Here is a 19,354-nt window from a genome sequence, read left to right as displayed (position 1 = left end):
TTTGCCGCTATGTAATGAGACAGCCTTTAAGGCTACGGGATAAGGTCATGCGAATCTGCCTGCTCTTGAGCAAGCGGTGCCGCTCCCGCCAGAACGGATTCCACAAGCAGCATATCTTCAACCTTATCGACATCAACGCCCGCCTGCGGGTACGGCAAAAACACCGGTCGCACTTTGATGCCGGTTTTGGCTAAAACCGCTTTCAATCCCTTATCAACTGTCAATATCCCCAGCAAATAGGAAAGGACCGTCATGAACCCAAAAGTGCGGGAGATCAGTAGCCACGGGCGTTTGCGCAACTCTTCCGCGCGCTGCCAGAACGAAACCACGCCCCTTCCCCGATGATTGAGAAACGCATAAAGGTTGCAACCACAGACCCCGCCATCCTGCAGTCGTATTACGGTTCGTTTTACGCCGGGAAATGCGGCCGCGACATCTTCATGCTTGACCACGCCTACCGTTGCATCGCTGTGTGCCGTTAGCGATTTGCTTAAAAAATACTGCACGATAGAAGGCGTCAGCAATGCGTGATCCGCTGTCGTCAGCAAGACCGGCGCATCCTGATCAATCTGTTCGAGACCGCTGTTCGCGCTTCGACTGGGGGAATCAAGATTCGGCAGCCAGAAAACGCGCCCGCATTTAATCCGGTCCTCCAGCTCAGGGCAGTCGGGGAGAATAGACGCCGGTGGACCCAGTATGACGATTGTTTTCACCATATCGCTGGCTTCCAGCGCATCCAATACGCGGATGATCATTGGCGTGCCGCAAATGGGTGCGATTGCCTTGCAGGCCACGCCAGTTTTACCCGCGACGGGATCATTGGTAGCGCGATCCGCCGCCAGCACCAGCGCGATAAACTGATCCGTTTTCATTTTGAGTCCCTGATTTGCCGTTGGGGTGCGTTCATCACAACGTTTTTCCATAGATGCGATAACGCTTATACTCCCGGCAGCCCAAGCTATCCAGAATCGCGCGCATGGGTTTGTTATCCTCGAGTATCCATGACAATTCAACCGCCTGAACGCCCACTGCGCGCGCCAGCTTCTTGGGCGCGTCGATTACCATAAAAGCCAGCGCCATGCCGAGCGGCGTATTATGGAACTGCTTGCGCACCCCCATCAAAGGTATCCGGCCCGTGCGTACCGCCCCTCTGGATTTTATCCTGCTCAGCTTGACCCAGCCAAATGGGAAGAGGCTTCCGTCAAGCTCGGCGAAAATTTCGTTAAGGTTCGGCAATGCCACCATGAATGCGGATGGAACGCCATCTACCTCGGCAATCTGAATGCAATCATCGGGTACGAGCAAGCGAAGGCTGGTACCGAGTTCGGCAAACTCAGCCTTGGTGACAGGAACGAATCCCCAGTTTTCCGACCAAGCATCGTTGAATATATCACGCAGTATTTCCATTTCCTCGCTAAATTTGTCGCGGCGTAGTGGCCTCAAGCGTACCTGATCCGAAAACTTTGCGATCAATGCGCTCATCAAGCGGGGCACTTTAAAATCCACCTCCACCCAGTAGGCAAGCAGATCTTTTGCTGGCCGGTAGCCCTGTTCTTCGAGTAACCGGCCATACCACCGACGCGAATGCGGCATCATGACCATCGGGGGTGTATCGAAACCATCCACCAGGACGCCGCACTCCTGATTAATGGATAAATTGAATGGCCCGGTTACGTGCCTGGTATGTCGCGCAGCCAACCATTCCTCAGCAGCACGCATCAATACTGCGGCTACTTCCAAATCATCTATACACTCGAACAATCCGAAATGACCCGTTTCTGGGCCATAGCGCTGCCGATGAAGCTGATCAATTTGAGCACTGATCCTTCCCACGGGCTGGTTATTCCGGTATGCGATCCACGCCTGCCATTCACCATGCTTGAAAAATGGGTTAAATCTTGAAAAATGAAACCGCCGCTCCAGACGTAATGGCGGCACCCACATGGGGTCATCGACGTAAATGCGCCAGGGGACATCAATAAATACGCCAATGTCACGCCTGCTTGCAACTGGACGGGCGATGACCTCCAAGCATGCTGGCTGGGAGGAATCATCCATGAGGTAGAGTCAATGCGCGCGAGTAATTCGCCAAAATAGCGTCCAGCTCAAAAGAAAACAAATTCGGTTCGATCTGCACGGAATGTGGCAATATCCTTCTCGCTGTACGGTATGTGTGAAATTCGCTGAACCACAGCGCGCGCGGTAAAGTTGGGTGACGGGCAAAAGTTCGTTAACCCGACACGTTGATGTCGTATCATATTATAATTGCTGGTTTGAAACGTGACGCGAATTTCAATAATTTACTGCGTAGCGAGTACGCATTAGACATAATGGACTGTGATTATGGAGGGGTCGCGAAGCGATAAAAATAGCAAACGTTACCATTATGGGATTTACTATCATTTGTGGCAACAGCTTGATTAGCCGACGCGCCAAAGAAGCGCGAGGTGTGATCAGTTTTTTTGCCGGTGTATGGACGGAAAAGGAACACTACCCTCTTGAAGGTTTCTGTAGCAATAATTTATGGAAGGTTAATTATTAATGGGGACTCCTGAATATAATCTGCTAATTGCCCTCGGCCTTATTCCAGTTGTCATCGGACTGCAGATATGGGTGAGAAAGCGCCGCCTGAGCCGGCGTAATGAAGATGGGCAGCAGGAATTCGACAGCCTGGGAGGAACCCTTCTTTCGGCGCTTATCGAAGGAGGGGCTGTAATCTCAAGTTTAATACTTCTGATCTGGATCATGGGAGGCGTATTGAGATACCTGTTCCCTATGATGTTTAATGCACAGTAAGGCGGGATTCACACTCGGACTGAAGAATCTCGGGTGAGCAGAATGGAAAGCTGACCGCAGCCCAAGCTAATCCTACGCTCCAGGTTTTCTGAGAGTCTGGTGTTCCTGCACTTTTTTATGAGTAATTCTGTTTACGTATGCGTATAGTCGTTACGGGAATGGGGATTGTTTCCCCGATTGGCATAGGCACTGACCAGTTCTGGTCGGCAGCAGTCAATGGCGTGAGCGGGATTAAAAGAATTAGCGCCTTTGATGCGTCCAAGCAGCGCTCGCAAATAGCCGGGGAAGTGGCCGGATTTGATCCTGCGACCTTTCTCTCGGCTAAATACATGGATCAAACGGACAGATTTGCACAACTGGCGCTGCTAGCTGCCAATCTCGCTCTTGATGATGCGGGCGGGCTCGATGGATATGCACCACAACGTGTGGCTGTAAGTATAGGGTCGGGAATGGGCGGATTCGGCACATTTGAGTCTTCTGCCACGCGCAGGTTCAAGAATCAGCCTGTACCTCCTTTCACGGTACCTCGAACGATGGCAAACTCCGCGGCTGCGTGGGTCGCAATCAAACATGGGCTGAAAGGAGTCAATCTGACGTGCAGCACAGCGTGCTCATCCGGCGCCAATGCGATAGGCATGGCGCTCGATCTCTTGCGCGCGGGGAGGGCCGACGCCGTGGTTGCCGGCGGCGCGGAAGCCTGCGTGTTGCCGTTGACCATGACGAGCTTTGAAATATTGCATGCGTTAACTACCAGCTCCAATAGCGACCCCGAGGGCGCATCACGGCCTTTCGCCAAGGGCCGGGCAGGTTTCGTCATGTCTGAGGGTGCCGGAATACTCATTCTGGAGAAGGAAGAACAGGCCATACGTCGGGGGGCCAAAATATACGCGCAACTCGCAGGTTTTGGGCAAGCATGCGACGCCAAGCATATTGTAATGCCTGACATTGAGGGTCAGATATCGACAATGCAAGCGGCTATCCAGGACGCCGGCTTAAAACCTGATTCCATCGACCATATCAACGCGCACGCAACGTCCACTCCGCTTGGAGATATCGTAGAAACCCGGGCTATTAAACATGTTTTTGGAAGCCGGGCTGGTGATATTGCCATTAGCGCAACCAAGTCAATGGTTGGACATTCGATTGGCGCTTCGGCTGCTATCGGCAGCATCGCCACTATCATGGCGCTTCACACTGGCACGATACATCCCACCATCAATCTTGACGAGGCTGATCCGGAATGTGATCTCGATTACACGCCAAACCGCGCACAACAAAAAAACCCACGTACCGGCCTATGCAATGCTTTCGGATTTGGGGGCAACAATGCGAGCATTATTTTCACAAACCCTTGAATGAAGGAAGAGATTAGATGGACACAGCAGACATCGAAACGAAGGTCATACAGTTTATCGCAACAAAAGCTGAGAATCTGGATGCATCCACGATAAACAGGTCTTCGAAATTTGAAGAGCTCGGGCTCGACTCCATGGATACGATTCAGCTTTTGTTCGATGCTGAAGATGCTTTCGGAATCAATTTCGACAGTGAAGAAGCAAAGGGATTTAGCAGCGTTGGAGATATTATTTCCTATATCGAAAAACATCAGGCGACGCCGCTTTAAAGGCGCCGCTCCAAGTTATGCATGAACGCATGAAGGTCGCTCTGACAAATGAGAAAACTGAAAGCATATATGTAGATGATGGGGCACAATCCGCCCTACCCATGTCCCAACCCTCATTTTGACCCGGCAAAAGAATCTTTCGATGAGCGGCTTCGGGTTTTCGGTTTTGCGATCTTTGCGTCCATAGTGGTTGTTGCGGTTTTTTGCTTTGTATTTCTCGGCTCAAACTCGAACCCCACTTTTCCGTCCGCGCCTATGACCAGATAAGCCGAAAAGGGTCTTCCCTTCTTTGAAATAAACTTTGATAGCAAATCTGTTTTACCGCTGTGCAACAGCTTGACGACTTGTTCGCGTTCAATAGGACGAGTGAGAATTATTTTACCTGTCTTGAAATTGCAGGTGCGCGCTGAGCCCAAAGCCTTCTCGCATGCATAACTCATCCCGTGGTCAAATACCCTGCCGCCACAGCGCGGGCATTTTCCCAACGGTTCCTGCCCGGTAAAATCAAGCTCCTCCGCATCCTCTTCCGTATCCTCGCCAAAGTCGAATTTCATTTCAAATTCATCAGTAAGTTTGACGTTGGCATCGAACAACCGCCCCATCTTGCTTCGAAAGCCCTGCAGGGGACCCACCTCGCGCCGGGTGATCAGTTGTTCCATTTCAGCTGTTTCAAATTGCCGCCCTGCAAGAATTTTCCATAATGCAAAATCACATTTCTGGCACTGAAATTTTTTGTAGGTTTCCTGCACGATACCACCGCATTTTGGACAAGGTGATTCTAGCGTGGAAAAGTCACCACTGATGGTTTCCCCGCGATGACTCTTCGCCTGTTCCACGATATGGCTCGTCATGCCAGCGATTTCTTCCATGAAATTGTTTCGTTTGAGCTTGCCCTGCTCGATCTGGCGGAGTTTGAACTCCCAGTTGCCAGTCAGTTCGGGTGAGGTGAGTTCAGGCACCTTCAGTCCACGCAATAAGGTGATTAACGAAAATGCCTTGGCCGTGGGATGCAACTCCCGTCCCACACGTTGCATGTAATTTTCCGATACCAAGCCCTCTATGATCGAGGCACGAGTTGCGGGCGTACCCAGGCCTTTTGCGCTCATGGCTTCTCGCAGTTCCTCATCTTCCACCAGTTTACCGGCACCCTCCATGGCAGACAGCAGCGTTGCTTCATTGAATCTCGCCGGCGGCCGAGTATGATTTGAAATAACTTTAACCTCTTCGGCAAGAACCACCTCACCCGGGTTCAGTTTAACCAATGTCGAGTCACCCTCGGCGCCGGCAGCTTGTACGTCTTTGCCGTAAACCGTCTGCCAACCGGGATTGACCATTACCTTACCCTCCGTTTTGAACGGCTCGTTCTCGACACGAGTAACGCGGGTAGTCACAAGAAATTCGGCAGCAGGGAAGAAAATTGCGAGGAAACGCTTAGTGACGAGGTCGTAAATTTTTGCTTCGGCTTCATTCAGCCCGCTGGGCTCGAGGGAAGTTGGGATGATGGCGAAATGATCAGAAATCTTTCCGTTGTTGAATATTCGCTTGTTGGGCTTCACCCAACCCGCTTTGAGAATCTGCTTGGCAAAAATACCATAGCGGGTTTTCTCAAGCGAACCGAGGACATCCTTGACGGTCATGACGTAGTCTTCCGGCAAGGCTCGCGAGTCGGTACGCGGATATGTGAGCGCTTTATGTTTTTCGTATAATGCCTGAGCCAGTCCAAGTGTTGTTTTGGCAGAAAAACCGAAGCGCCCGTTGGCGTCGCGCTGCAAGCTGGTGAGATCATACAGCAGCGGGCAGATTTCCGTAGTGGGCTTGCTTTCTTCGCTGACGACACCGGGTTTACCCTGGCATTTGGCGCGAACAATCTCGGCACTTTCCTGATCCCATAACCGCTCGGCTTTTTGCTCACTATCCTTTTTGTCTTTGGTAAACTTCTCGTCCAACCAGCGGCCGTTATATTTTCCCGCACTTGCGGCAAACGTAGCATGGACCTCCCAGTAGTCGCGGGATACAAACTTCTTAATGATATCTTCCCGTTCGATGATAATTGCCAATGTAGGCGTTTGTACCCGGCCTACGGTGGTTTTATGGAACCCGCCTTCCTGCGAATTGAACGCAGTCATCGCGCGAGTACCATTGATGCCCACTAGCCAGTCCGCTTCGGAGCGGCTTACAGCCGCCTCCGCCAGGGGCTGTACGGCTTCATCATCGAGTAATTTGGTAAACCCTTCCCGAATCGAAGCCGGTGTCATGGATTGTAACCAAAGTCGCTTTACCGGTTTTTTGTTTCCAGCGTGGCGGGCGATGTAATGAAAGATCAGCTCCCCTTCGCGCCCCGCGTCGCACGCATTGATAAGGGAATCTACATCTTTGCGCCTGATAAGCTTGGTTAAAAGCTTTAGCCGCGATTCAGTTTTCTCGATGGGATTGAGATCAAAATGAGGCGGAATAATTGGCAAATTGGCAAAACTCCACTTTCCGCGTTTTACCTCGTATTGTTCAGGAACGGCCAGCTCAAGCAGGTGCCCCACAGCTGATGACAACACGTATTTATCGCTCTCGAAATAGTCGGTATGCTTGCTGAATCCGCCCAGGACACGTGCAATGTCGGCGGCGACAGAAGGCTTTTCGGCGATAATTAATGTCTTACCCATGAAACTCCAGTGAACATTCGCGAATTATTTAGCAAGTGCGACAGGTGGGGATAAACCCTGGGCCACTGCGATCAACGCGCATGATAATAGAACCTGCCGGATAGCAGGAAAGCTGAGCCGTAATAACACACCTGCCGCCACCTGTAGTACCAGCATACTTTTGCTGACGTTACAAATTATCTACTTCGTATGCATCGTCTACAGCTCAGTTGTTTTTTATTATAGATAACTATGTGGCCACATGTCGCGGCGATTCTACCGAAGCCGCTGGTATCGCCCGCCCGGCAGGCTTGCGACAACCCCATCCAATTCGAGCGCCAATAGCATCGCTGATACCATTTCTATCGTCAAGCCGCTCCGAACGCACAAGGTATCGATGTTGGTGATGTCATGGCCGAGATGCGTCAATAGCACCGATTCTTCGCCGTCCCGTCCATCAGCATCAAGCGTCGCGCTTTGCATGAATCTATAACCGAGCTCACACAAAATGTCGTCGGCGCTTTCGACCAGTTTCGCTCCTTCCTTGATGAGTGCGTGGCAACCTTTCGATAGAGGCGAATGAATCGAACCGGGAACGGCGAATACCTCGCGACCTTGCTCCAATGCCTGTCTGGCAGTAATGAGAGAGCCGCTTCGCAACGCGGCCTCCACCACGAGGCAACCGCGACTCATGCCACTAATAATGCGATTGCGGCGCGGAAAATTGCTACCAATGGCAGGTGTGCCCAATGGAAACTCGGAAATAAGTGCGCCCTTTTCCGCCAATTCATGAGCGAGTTCGCGATTACCGGCGGGGTACACGATATCCAGTCCGGTTCCCACCACCGCAATGCTGGCGGCGCTACCGCGTAACCCGCCACGGTGGGCCGCAGCGTCCACCCCCGATGCCATGCCGCTTGCAATGCAAAGTCCGGCGTTACTTGCGGCTTCGGCAAAAGCCTCGGCGTTGGCAAGACCTTGAGGCGTCGCGTTGCGGCTGCCCACAACGGCCAAGGTATGCGAATTCAGCAATTCACGCCTTCCCTTGAAATAGAGAAGCGGGGGAGGATCCGGTATGTTCAGTAGCAGCGATGGGTAATCGCAATCCGCAAGCGTAATAATCGAATTCGCCGGCTCCTCCAGCCATTTGAGCGTGGCAGCTATTCTTTTTTGGTCAACCCCCTGAACAATGTTATACGCCACCTTTCTTTTTACCACGCGCTCCAGCGCGGTGATATTTGCGGAAAAAATTTCAGCAGGCGTACTGAACACCCTCAACAAGCGCCGCATCGATTCGCCGCCGAGGCCGTCAACCAATCCAAGGGCGAGCCAAGATTCTATTTCCTGCATGGGTTTCATTTCATCATTTGGAACGTAGTAAGACAGAAATACCGGCGTATAGCAGATTTAAATAATAAACCATGGCGGGGCGTTAAAAATGTCTAAATTGCGGCTGGGCAAAACGCGAGGCGCGCATAGTTATTCGTATACCTCGACCTCGAGCAACACAATACGGCGCCGACGCCCATTATTTTTGACCCGCCGCTTCAGTGTACCGTTTCCCATCCGCGATTAGCGAGTTGATAATATTTTCTGCATGTTGCAGAGCCATGGTTCTGGAGTTGAAATGACAGTGTCCCGTCAGGCTATCATTTGAAAGAGAGACGTGTTATTGCCGATGTCGCTCGTATCGGCATCGGAAAGTTGTGAAGAGCTGGAAAAGGAATTTCCTACCCAAATCAGGATATAATGCACCTCTGCATCGAATTCGAGAAACCCTTCTCTTATCTATAGAGTTGTGATGCGAACATCGCAACGATATGGTTGAATTTGCATTTCGACTGTTAATGTTCAAGCCTCGCCCCCGTTTATGGCACTTCTAAAAATATTGCAGTATCCGGATGAGCGATTGCATACGGTTGCTAACCGAGTATCGGAAGTGACTGAGGAAACTCGTGCTTTTGTGCGGGATATGGCGGAAACCATGTACGCGGCCCCCGGGATCGGCCTTGCAGCGACCCAAGTTGATGTGCATCAGCGTATTATCGTGATCGATATTTCCGATACACATGATCAGTTGCATGTGTTAATCAACCCCGAAATCATCGCGCACAGCGGTGAGTCTGACTATGAAGAAGGTTGCCTGTCGGTACCGGGCGTATTTGGAAAGGTGCCACGTGCCGAGCGGGTCACGGTGGAGGCGCTAAATTGGGACGGGAATCCATTTACGCTTGAGGCGGACGGTTTGCTGGCCGTATGCATCCAGCATGAAATGGATCATTTGTCAGGCAAAGTATTTGTCGAGTACTGGTCGCGAATGAAGCAATTGCGTATTCAGTCCAAGTTCAAGAAGCAGCGTCGAAAAGTGATGTGACAGCGAGTTTCCATTATCGGCAAATACGTGGGAAAACCAAGGAATCTCTGGATCAGGAAGCGAAGCGGCAACAGCCTTTCGCCGGGTAAATTCGCGTATTTTCGATGAGAATCATTTTTGCCGGCACCCCGCCGTTTGCCGCCCCTGCGCTTGAAGCCCTGGCAGACGCCGGACATGAAGTTGCATTGGTATTGACCCAACCTGATCGTCCCGCGGGACGCGGCATGAAGACCACTTCAGGCATAATCAAGTCGCTGGCGCAACAGCGGAAACTTGCCTTGTTGCAGCCACACTCGCTCAAGCAGCCCGAGTTGCATGCACAACTGGGAGCCATTGATGCCGACGTCATGATTGTTGCGGCTTATGGCCTGCTCCTGCCTGTTTCTGTTTTAAGCATTCCAAAGTTTGGCTGCCTGAACATCCACGCCTCATTACTGCCGCGATGGCGAGGTGCTGCACCTATCCAGCGGGCAATATTGGCAGGGGATCGCAAGACTGGAATCACGATCATGCAAATGGACCGGGGCCTGGATACCGGCGCCATTTTATTGCAGAGAGGTATCGCAATCGAACAGGATGACACCACCCAAACTCTGCACGACCGGCTCTCCTTGCTGGGGGCGCGCTGCATCGTAGAGGCGCTGGACTATCTGGAGCAGGGAAAATTTTTTGCCATTCCTCAAAATGAAGCTGACGTCACTTACGCATCCAAATTGGAAAAAGACGAAACTGAAATTAACTGGCGCTTGAGCGCGGAGGACATCGGCCGTGCAGTGCGAGCATTCAATCCCCGTCCTGGCGCATATTCCCGAGTGTGTGGAATGCCATTGAAAATATGGCAAGCCGCTGTGGCCGCGGATGTGCTCGGCAAACCAGGTGAAATTGTTTCAGTAAGACGGGATGGCATTGTGGTGGGTTGCGGCAGGGGTTCACTCGTACTGGAAATCGTGCAGAAATCGGGTGGAAAAAAACTGAGCGCCGCCGAATTTCTCTCCGGGCATTCATTGCGGCCAGGCGATCGCTTTGAAAGCCGCGAATGACCAAAACTCAGCGTTTGGCTGCCGCAACTGTGGCAAAAGTACTGGCTGGTTCGAGCCTGACAGCGGTGTTGCAGGATACCTGGCGTAATCATACCGATCTCTCCGCTCAGCAGCGCGGCGCAATTCAAGATTTAAGCTACGGCGTACTGCGTTTTTATGGCCAACTCGACGTATTGCTTGGCTTATTGCTGAAAAAGCCGCTGAAGGATCAGAATCTGCGTTGCTTATTACTGGTGGGATTATATCAACTGGAATACAGCAAGACCGCCCCGCATGCGGTTGTGGATAATGCTGTATCAGTTTCCCGCATCCTCAGTGGCGAGAAGGGTGCTCGGGGAGTACAAGGGCTTGTCAATGCCGTATTGCGCAACTTTATACGTAACCGCTCAGCTCTGCTTGAGCGTGTAGCTGAAAGTGAGATAGGACGGTATTCCCATCCGCAATGGTGGATAGATAAACTCCGCGCGCAATATCCTCAAAACTACAAGGCGATATTGGAGAACAGTAATAAACGCCCCCCCATGACTTTGAGAGTCAATCGGCGCAGGGTCATGATCGCGGAATATCAAAATCTCCTCAGTCAAAGTGGCATGGACGCATGGCCGGCAGGAAATGATGCGCTCGAGCTGCGGCAACCGGTGGCGGTGGACCGGTTACCCGGGTTTGCCGAGGGTTTGATATCGGTTCAGGACGCGGGCGCACAAATGGCAGCGCAGTTATTGGACGTACGCGACTGCATGCGTGTTTTGGACGCTTGTGCAGCTCCCGGCGGCAAAAGCGCACATTTGCTGGAGCTGGCGGATATAGAATTGACCGCGGTCGACAACGACATTGCGCGCGTGGCTCGCATAACACAAAATTTTACCCGGCTGGATCTTAAGGCCAATCATATCATTCATGGCAATGCATCTCAGCCGGCGGAGTGGTGGGACGGAAAGCTGTTCGACCGCATTCTGGCTGACGTTCCCTGCTCTGCTTCGGGGGTGACGCGGCGTCACCCGGACATTAAATGGCTGAGGCGTGAAAGCGACGTTTTTCAATTTGCTGCGAAACAGAGGGAAATCCTGGATGCACTTTGGCAGATTCTGGCCAGAGGTGGTAAATTGCTCTACGCGACCTGTTCGGTATTTACAGAAGAAAACGAACTGCAGGTAAAAAATTTCCTGTGCCACCACGCGGATGCCCGGTTGGTGCCAATTTCGAGGGTTGAAGCAATTGACGGGCAATTATTGCCGGATTCCCATCACGACGGTTTTTTTTATGCCCTGCTTCACAAAGCCTGATTTTTTCGCACGGCTGTTGTGCGTGTGCGCGGCCGTAATGGCGCTGCTGGGCGTAGCGCTGCTGCCCGTGGCTGCAGCGTATGCGGACGGCGGCATACAGATAACGTCGGTAACGCTCGAAACCACTGAGGAAGGCTATCAGTTTGACGCTGATTTCGAGATAACGCTCAATCATAAGCTGGAATATGCACTTGAGAAAGGCATCGTGCTTTATTTTGTAACCGAACTTAACCTGGTGAAGTCCCGCTGGTACTGGCTGGACGAACGAATTGCCCAGAGCAGAGTTCGTGAAGGGTTGAGTTATTACGCGCTTACTCGTCAATACCGCCTGAGTCGCGGCACGTTATCGCAGAATTTCGGCACGCTGAGGGAAGCCTTACAGGCCCTGAGCCGGGTACGCGACCGGCCCATCATTGCCAGTTCCGAGTTAAGGCAGGATGAGGAATATACAGTGGAACTGCGCATGCGGCTCGACATATCGGCTTTGCCTAAACCGTTTCAGGTAGAGACACTCGGGTCGAGAGAGTGGGATCTGAGCTCCGGCCTGCTGCGATGGAATACAAAGCTGCCCATGGCTAAGCTTCAAGATAACAACAGGCTGTGAAGTACGTTATTTTCATCGCTGCGGCGCTAGGCGCAGTCATGCTATTCCTGCTTGCGACTGCGGGCGCCGATACCGGGCTTTTTGACCGCAAATATCGGCTTCTGATCAGACTCAATGTCGGCTTCCTCTTGTTTCTCATGGCGGTGGTGGGGTATCTCCTATGGAGACTCCGGCGCAGGCTTAAGGCCGGGGTGTTCGGCTCCAGATTAGCGCTGCGCCTGTTGCTGATTTTCTCACTGATGGCGGTTCTTCCGGGTGCGCTGGTGTATGGCATATCGGTACAATTCCTGGGGAAAAGCATCGAATCCTGGTTCGACGTCAAAGTGGACCGGGCGCTCGAAGGCGGGTTAAACCTGGGACGCACGATCCTCGACAATCTTCTAGAGGACCTTCGCAACAAGGCACAGGTAGCCGCAATTGCATTATCCGAGCAACCCGGTTCTCCGTTGCCGACGCTAGACTACCTCGTGAAGGAATCACAGGCGCAGGAAGCGACGCTGTTTGATCAAGACGGCAGCGTGATCGCCTTTTTAGGGGCTGATGGAACGGAGCCAGTTCCCGAAACGTTAAGTGCAGCCGTGATGCACCAGGTGAAGACGGAGAAATGGCACGGCGCGGTTGAATCTATTCCCGACAAAGGCTTGTATTTGAAGGTATTAGTATCAATCGGCTCACCAGACATGGAAGGAGATATCAAAATCTTGCAACTGCTGCAGCTGGTACCGAAACAACTGGGTGATGATGCGGAAATAGTGCAGGCAGCGTATCGCGATTACCAGGAATTGCTGCTATCTCGTGAAGGATTGAAAAGTTTATACGGTGTAACGCTTACACTCGCGCTGTTGCTCTCGCTTTTTTCTGCTTTAGCTGCCGCTTTTCTCATCAGCGAACGGCTGAGCGCGCCTTTGGGCATGCTGGCTGAAGGTACCCGCGCCGTCGCCCAGGGGGATTTTAGCAGACGCCACCCGGTACAGAGCCGGGATGAATTGGGAGTACTGACTGAATCGTTCAATCTCATGACTCAGCAACTGGAAGAAGCTCGCACGACTGCGCACCGTCATCAGCAAGAAGTCGAAAGCGCAAGGGCTTACCTGGAAAACGTACTGTCCAATCTTTCGTCCGGCGTTCTGGTGTTTGACGAGAATTTGCGCTTGCGTACGGCAAACCTGAGCGCGGGACAAATTCTGAATATTTCGCTATCGGGTCTCGAGGGATTGTCTATTGAAGAATGTGCAATGCGTGAACCTCAATTAAGTTCTTTCAAAACCGAGATTCTCGAAGGATTCCGTTCGGGTAAAAAGGGCGAGTGGCAGTGCCAACTGGAGCGATCAAGGGATGGGGCCAACCAGGTTCTGTTGTTACGCGGCACACGCCTGCCCTCTGTTTCGGGCGGTGGAGGTGTCGTCGTCTTTGACGACATAACCAATTTATTGCAGGCTCAGCGCACGGCCGCGTGGGGAGAAGTGGCGCGGCGCCTGGCCCATGAAATCAAAAACCCGCTGACGCCGATACAGCTTTCCGCCGAACGCATGCAGCACAAACTCGCCCAGAAGCTGAATAACGATGATGCGCAAATCCTGCGGCGGTCTACTGAGACTATCGTCAACCAGGTGGAAGCACTAAAAAAAATGGTCAATGAATTCAGTGAATATGCCAGGGCGCCGGAGCTGGAGTTTCATCTGCTGGATTTCAACGGACTGGTGCGTGAAGTGCTCGCACTATATGAAGCCGCAAGCGCCGCAGCACCCGGCAATCCCCAGCCGCATATTTATTTGGCCCTGGCTCCTGACTTGCCGATGGTGAGAGGTGATTCCGCCCGGCTTCGCCAGGTTATCCATAATCTGCTGCAAAACGCTTTGGATACACTGATCGGTGTTGCAGAACCGGCGATCATGGTACGGACTGAAATCGCACCCGACGGCATACGCTTTAGCGTAAGCGATAACGGCGGAGGTTTTCCCGAGCAAGTCAGGGCCCGGGTGTTCGAGCCATACGTTACCACCAAATCCAAAGGCACAGGGCTGGGGCTACCCATTGTCAAAAAAATAATCGAGGAACACAGCGGTATGATCCAGATCGAAAATATTCGACCCCACGGCGCACGCATATCACTGATTCTGCCGGTCGCGGGGAAGGACAATTTGAGGGCTTATCGAACAGCCACATGATTAAACAGCCATAAATGAATCTGAACATACAGACGAGCATCCGTCGATAATTCATAACCGGAATATCGGCAGATATGAATTCCACCACAACCGTATGCGTATTGATTTTATGAACTATGAGCAATAACACAATACTTGTTGTTGATGATGAGATTGGCATACGCGAGCTCTTGTCCGAAATTTTACGAGACGAAGGTTATCGCGTTGCCCTCGCGGAAAATGCAGGTCAAGCGCGCAACTGGCGCAAACAAACACGGCCCGACCTCGTACTGCTGGATATCTGGATGCCGGATACCGACGGGATCACTCTGCTGAAAGAATGGGCCAGCGGCGGGCTGCTCACCATGCCGGTAGTAATGATGTCCGGGCACGGCACGATAGATACTGCAGTAGAGGCCACGCGGATGGGCGCAGCCGGCTACCTCGAGAAACCGGTACCGCTGCAGAAACTGTTGAGCACTGTAGGACGCGCACTGCGCGGGGGACAGGTCAAACCCAGCATAATGCTTCCCCTCGCCAGCTTGGGCAGGGGACCTTTGATCGCAGATCTGAAAAAACGGCTGGAACAGGTAGTTAACTTGCGCGCACCGCTGCTACTCACCAGCGAACCTGGAACCGGGGTGGATCTATGCGCCCGCTTTTTGCATCGACCCAACACGCCCTGGGTGGAACCCGATACGCTCTCTGCCCTGGCGAATGCTCCATTTGATTTGCTTGAGCAGGCAAAAGGCGGATTGCTGTTTCTCAAGGAGATAGGAGACCTCAACAGATTGGCGCAAAAAGGGCTGCTTCTACTGTTGGGCAAGCTCGAAAAATATAGCGTCCGGCTCGTATGCGTTACCACGACACCATTGGCGGGGCTCGCCGCGCAAGGTGTCTATGAGCCAAGGTTGTATGAACAATTGAGCGGTCTTTGCATCAATGTTCCCGCGCTGAGGGAACATCGGGAAGACATCCCTGAGCTCGCGGCCCAGATACTCTCGCGCTATATTGAATCGGGCGAAGTGCCCTTGCGGCAATTCAGTACCGCTGCGCTCAATTGTTTACGGAACCATGACTGGCCTGGAAATCTTGCGCAACTGACCGGCGCGGTGCACTCCCTTGCGTTAACCAGCGCCGGAGATGAAATATCGGCAGATGATGTGAAGCAAATACTGGCATCTTCATCGCCGGCACAAGCGGTTGCGGGTGTCCCGCTGAATATGCCGTTACGGGAAGCGCGCGATATGTTCGAGAAAGTGTATTTTGAACAACTCATCGACCTGGAAAATGGCAACATGACACGGGTCGCCGAGCGCGCCGGGTTGGAGCGCACGCATCTTTACCGCAAGCTTAAACTGCTGGGCATAAAGCTGCGGAATACCTGATATCGAAAAATGATGGCACGCCGGCATTTCCGGAATCAGCAACTTGACAATGCGATCAAGCCAGGATCATCCCGCCGCATTTCCCGGGTTACTGGAGCGCGAACACATCCGATATGGACAGCCCGAGATTTGTCATGTTGTCTGACATCGTATCTTAAGCGATAATAATGGTTTTGCCGACCCGCACCGCTACCCGGGTTAGGGGGCGGTGTTTTTGTATCCTACATATATCTGTTGAGCGAGGGAGTCCGTATTCATGGGAGCATTTAGAGATTTTGACGCGCCGGTGTTCAAAGACCTGACCAGCGCCATCCGTGCATTGGCCATGGATGCTGTGCAAAAAGCCAATTCGGGCCACCCTGGCATGCCCATGGGCATGGCGGAAATAGCTGAGGTATTATGGATTCATCATCTGCGCCACAATCCCGCGAATCCCAAATGGGCTGACAGAGACCGGTTCGTGTTATCCAACGGACATGGATCGATGTTGATTTACGCCTTGCTGCACCTCACCGGCTATGACCTGCCGATGGAGGAAATCAAGCACTTCCGCCAGCTTCACTCCAAAACCCCGGGTCATCCCGAATATGGGTACACGCCCGGGGTGGAAACCACCACGGGTCCTCTGGGGCAGGGACTTGCCAATGCAGTGGGCATGGCGCTGGCGGAAAAAATACTTGCCGCGGATTTCAACCGTCCGGGTTTTGACATTGTCAACCACCACACCTACGTATTTCTGGGAGATGGTTGCCTGATGGAAGGCATCTCCCATGAAGCCTGCTCATTGGCCGGTACGCTGGGGCTAGGCAAGCTGATCTGTTTTTATGACGATAACGGCATTTCCATAGACGGGCATGTGGAAGGCTGGTTCACTGATGATACGCCGAAGCGGTTCGAGGCTTACGGCTGGCACGTGGTGCCCAACGTCAACGGTCACGATCCCGTGGCCATAGAGGCCGCCATAGAGGCCGCCAAGCAGGCGGGCAACCGGCCCTCGATGATCTGCTGTAAAACAGTGATCGGCATGGGTTCCCCCAATAAGGCCGATACTCACGAGGTTCATGGCGCCGCACTGGGAGCCGCGGAAATAGCCGCAGCCCGTCCTCATATCGGATGGAATCATCTGCCATTCGAAATCCCCCAGGATGTTTATGAAATGTGGGATGCCCGCGCGAAAGGCACAAAGCTGGAGGATGCATGGAATCGCAAGTTTGCCGAGTATGCCGAAAAGTACCCTGCCGAGGCCGCCGAGTTTACCCGACGGATATCGGGTCAATTACCTGAAGGATGGAGTGAACATGTAGACGCGCTGATCGCGCGTGTGCATGCTAAGGAAGAAACAATCGCCAGCCGTAAGGCTTCGCAGAACGCCATTGAAGGTCTGGCGCCGCAATTGCCCGAACTGGTTGGAGGTTCCGCAGATCTGGCCGGATCCAATCTTACCCTTTGGTCGAATTCGAAAGGTATCGACCGCGATGCCGGGGGCAACTATATCTATTATGGCGTTCGTGAATTCGGTATGAGCGCGATAATGAACGGGCTGTCGCTGCATGGCGGTATCATCCCTTACGGCGCCACTTTCCTCATGTTCTCGGAATATGCTCGCAATGCGCTCCGCATGGCGGCCCTGATGAAAATTCGTAATCTGTTCGTATTCACGCACGATTCGATCGGGCTGGGCGAAGATGGTCCCACGCACCAACCGGTAGAGCAGACAGCGACGTTACGTTATATACCCAACATGGATGTATGGCGACCATGCGATACGGTTGAATCAACCGTATCCTGGGCGCGAGCGATCGAACGCAGGGATGGCCCGTCCATACTTATCTTCAGTCGCCAGAATCTGCCATTTCAGAAACGTGATTCCGCCACCATCAAATTGATCGACAAGGGCGGTTATATCCTGTCTGAAGCCGCGGACGGCAAGCCACGGGCAATTATTATCGCTACCGGTTCCGAAGTGGGATTGGCGATGATGGCACAAAAAGCACTGGCCGAAACGGGTGTCCACGTGCGCGTAGTCTCGATGCCATGCACCAATCTTTTTGATCGCCAGGATCCGTCCTACAAGGGCAGCGTATTGCCGAAGGGCGTGGGCCGCGTTGCGGTGGAGGCGGGCGTTACCGATTACTGGCGTAAATATGTCGGACTCGAAGGCGCGGTGGTTGGCATGGATACATTTGGCGAATCCGCTCCCGCGGGCGATCTGTTCAAGCACTTCGGTTTCACCGTCGAGAACGTGGTAAAAGCGGTGAACAGCGTTATTTAATTCTAATCAGTCGTGACGAACAATAAGGCGGAGACAGTTTCTTCGCCTGGCCCCTTTCTTTATCCAAGGAGTATATAAAACATGACAATCAAGGTTGGTATCAATGGATTTGGCCGTATTGGACGAATGGTATTTCGTGCGGCAGTGCAGAATTTTCCAGATATTGAAGTCGTCGCTATCAATGATCTGCTTGAGCCGGACTACCTGGCATATATGCTGCAGCATGATTCGGTGCATGGCCGCTTCAAGGGAGATGTTTCTGTCGACGGCGAAACACTGGTCGTCAATGGCAAAAGGATTCGCCTGACAGCCATCAAGGACCCTGCTGAACTGAGATGGAGCGAAGTCGGCGCCGAAGTGGTCATCGAGTCCACCGGCCTGTTTCTCACCGAGGAAACTTGCCAGAAACACATCGCTGCGGGTGCCAAGAAAGTTATCATGTCGGCCCCTTCCAAAGATGACACACCCATGTTTGTATATGGGGTGAACGATAATACATATGATGGCCAATCCATCATTTCCAATGCTTCATGTACCACGAACTGTCTTGCCCCTATCGCAAAAGTATTGAACGATACCTGGGGTATCAAGCGGGGTTTGATGACTACGGTACATGCCGCCACCGCCACTCAGAAGACTGTCGATGGTCCCTCCAACAAGGATTGGCGGGGCGGGCGCGGCATTCTGGAAAATATTATTCCGTCCTCCACTGGCGCCGCCAAAGCCGTCGGCAAGGTGATTCCCGAGCTGAACACGAAGCTCACCGGTATGGCTTTCCGCGTCCCGACCTCCGATGTTTCCGTGGTGGATCTCACCGTTGAACTGGAGGAAGAAGCAAGCTACGAAGAGATTTGTGAGGCCATGAAGAAAGCATCCGAGGGATCGATGAAAGGTGTGCTGGGCTATACGGATCAAAAGGTTGTTTCCACGGATTTTCGCGGCGAAAGCGCCACTTCGATCTTCGACGCGGAGGCGGGAATGGCTTTGGATGGCAATTTCATAAAGGTCGTTTCCTGGTACGACAACGAGTGGGGATACTCCAGCAAGATTCTGGAGATGGCTCGTGTCATTGCCGGCAAATAAATAGATAGTCGCGGCATCATGAAGAGCTCTGGATACAGTTCATTTTCAGGCTCTTCTTCCCGACCTCCCGCTCTGCCCTTCGATGCTCCATCGAAGGGATTTACATG

General features: G+C 52.6%; 15 protein-coding genes. 11 read left to right on the top strand and 4 right to left on the bottom strand.

All coding sequences use genetic code 11. From position 1 onward, the window contains the following. Positions 1–32: 32 nt before the first annotated feature. Both BUA28_RS12700 and BUA28_RS12695 read right to left on the bottom strand, forming a co-directional pair. Positions 33–872, bottom strand: a complete 840-nt coding sequence (locus tag BUA28_RS12700; RefSeq protein ID WP_072768503.1) for a nucleotidyltransferase family protein — start codon at positions 870–872, stop codon at positions 33–35. 34 nt (positions 873–906) lie between these two features. Continuing rightward, the gene (locus tag BUA28_RS12695; RefSeq protein ID WP_072768492.1) at positions 907–2,058 is read right to left on the bottom strand and encodes an N-acetyltransferase; all 1,152 of its coding nucleotides are present in this window, start codon (positions 2,056–2,058) and stop codon (positions 907–909) included. Between the two features lie 483 nt (positions 2,059–2,541). Between BUA28_RS12695 and BUA28_RS12690 the strand changes: the two genes are divergently transcribed. The 3 genes from BUA28_RS12690 to BUA28_RS12680 all read left to right on the top strand — a co-directional run bounded on the left by BUA28_RS12690 (position 2,542) and on the right by BUA28_RS12680 (position 4,420). Beyond that, positions 2,542–2,796, top strand: a complete 255-nt coding sequence (locus BUA28_RS12690) for a hypothetical protein (RefSeq protein ID WP_072768491.1) — start codon at positions 2,542–2,544, stop codon at positions 2,794–2,796. 137 nt (positions 2,797–2,933) lie between these two features. Continuing rightward, on the top strand, positions 2,934–4,151 hold the full coding sequence (fabF, locus tag BUA28_RS12685; RefSeq protein WP_072768490.1) for a beta-ketoacyl-ACP synthase II: 1,218 nt from the start codon (positions 2,934–2,936) through the stop codon (positions 4,149–4,151). 17 nt (positions 4,152–4,168) lie between these two features. Beyond that, positions 4,169–4,420 carry an acyl carrier protein gene (locus BUA28_RS12680; RefSeq protein WP_072768489.1) on the top strand — a complete coding sequence of 84 codons (252 nt, stop codon included), beginning with the start codon at positions 4,169–4,171 and terminating at the stop codon, positions 4,418–4,420. 113 nt (positions 4,421–4,533) lie between these two features. Here BUA28_RS12680 and BUA28_RS12675 read toward each other — a convergent pair whose 3' ends face one another. Beyond that, positions 4,534–7,077, bottom strand: a complete 2,544-nt coding sequence (locus tag BUA28_RS12675; protein WP_072768488.1) for a DNA topoisomerase III — start codon at positions 7,075–7,077, stop codon at positions 4,534–4,536. Between the two features lie 255 nt (positions 7,078–7,332). Beyond that, positions 7,333–8,415, bottom strand: a complete 1,083-nt coding sequence (gene dprA, locus BUA28_RS12670) for a DNA-processing protein DprA (RefSeq protein WP_072768487.1) — start codon at positions 8,413–8,415, stop codon at positions 7,333–7,335. A gap of 511 nt (positions 8,416–8,926) precedes the next feature. Between dprA and def the strand changes: the two genes are divergently transcribed. The 8 genes from def to gap all read left to right on the top strand — a co-directional run bounded on the left by def (position 8,927) and on the right by gap (position 19,247). Next, a complete protein-coding gene (gene def, locus BUA28_RS12665; RefSeq protein ID WP_072768486.1) occupies positions 8,927–9,430 on the top strand; it encodes a peptide deformylase in 504 nt (167 codons plus the stop codon). Between the two features lie 104 nt (positions 9,431–9,534). Next, a complete protein-coding gene (fmt, locus tag BUA28_RS12660) occupies positions 9,535–10,470 on the top strand; it encodes a methionyl-tRNA formyltransferase (protein WP_072768485.1) in 936 nt (311 codons plus the stop codon). Continuing rightward, a complete protein-coding gene (rsmB, locus tag BUA28_RS12655) occupies positions 10,467–11,753 on the top strand; it encodes a 16S rRNA (cytosine(967)-C(5))-methyltransferase RsmB (RefSeq protein ID WP_072768484.1) in 1,287 nt (428 codons plus the stop codon). The genes fmt and rsmB overlap by 4 nt, the downstream gene beginning before the upstream one ends. After that, positions 11,731–12,357: a DUF4390 domain-containing protein gene (locus BUA28_RS12650; RefSeq protein WP_090960981.1), complete on the top strand. Its 627-nt coding sequence runs from the start codon at positions 11,731–11,733 to the stop codon at positions 12,355–12,357. The genes rsmB and BUA28_RS12650 overlap by 23 nt, the downstream gene beginning before the upstream one ends. Further along, positions 12,354–14,525 (top strand): sensor histidine kinase, encoded by a 2,172-nt coding sequence (locus BUA28_RS12645; protein ID WP_072768483.1) that lies wholly within the window; start codon positions 12,354–12,356, stop codon positions 14,523–14,525. Before BUA28_RS12650 ends, BUA28_RS12645 begins: the two co-directional genes overlap by 4 nt. A gap of 116 nt (positions 14,526–14,641) precedes the next feature. Next, entirely contained in the window at positions 14,642–15,892 is a 1,251-nt protein-coding gene (locus BUA28_RS12640) for a sigma-54-dependent transcriptional regulator (protein WP_072768482.1), read from the top strand. A 256-nt stretch (positions 15,893–16,148) separates the two neighbouring features. Beyond that, positions 16,149–18,164, top strand: coding sequence for a transketolase (gene tkt / locus BUA28_RS12635; protein ID WP_072768481.1), 2,016 nt, complete (start codon positions 16,149–16,151; stop codon positions 18,162–18,164). An 81-nt stretch (positions 18,165–18,245) separates the two neighbouring features. Then, complete coding sequence (gene gap, locus BUA28_RS12630; RefSeq protein ID WP_072768480.1) at positions 18,246–19,247, top strand: type I glyceraldehyde-3-phosphate dehydrogenase; 1,002 nt, start codon at positions 18,246–18,248, stop codon at positions 19,245–19,247. The last annotated feature ends 107 nt before the right edge of the window (positions 19,248–19,354 follow it).

It is taken from the genome of Nitrosospira sp. Nsp11 (assembly GCF_900142705.1).
GTDB lineage: Bacteria > Pseudomonadota > Gammaproteobacteria > Burkholderiales > Nitrosomonadaceae > Nitrosospira.
Note: the sequence above shows the minus strand (reverse complement) of the source record. Positions and strands in the feature narration are given on the sequence as shown.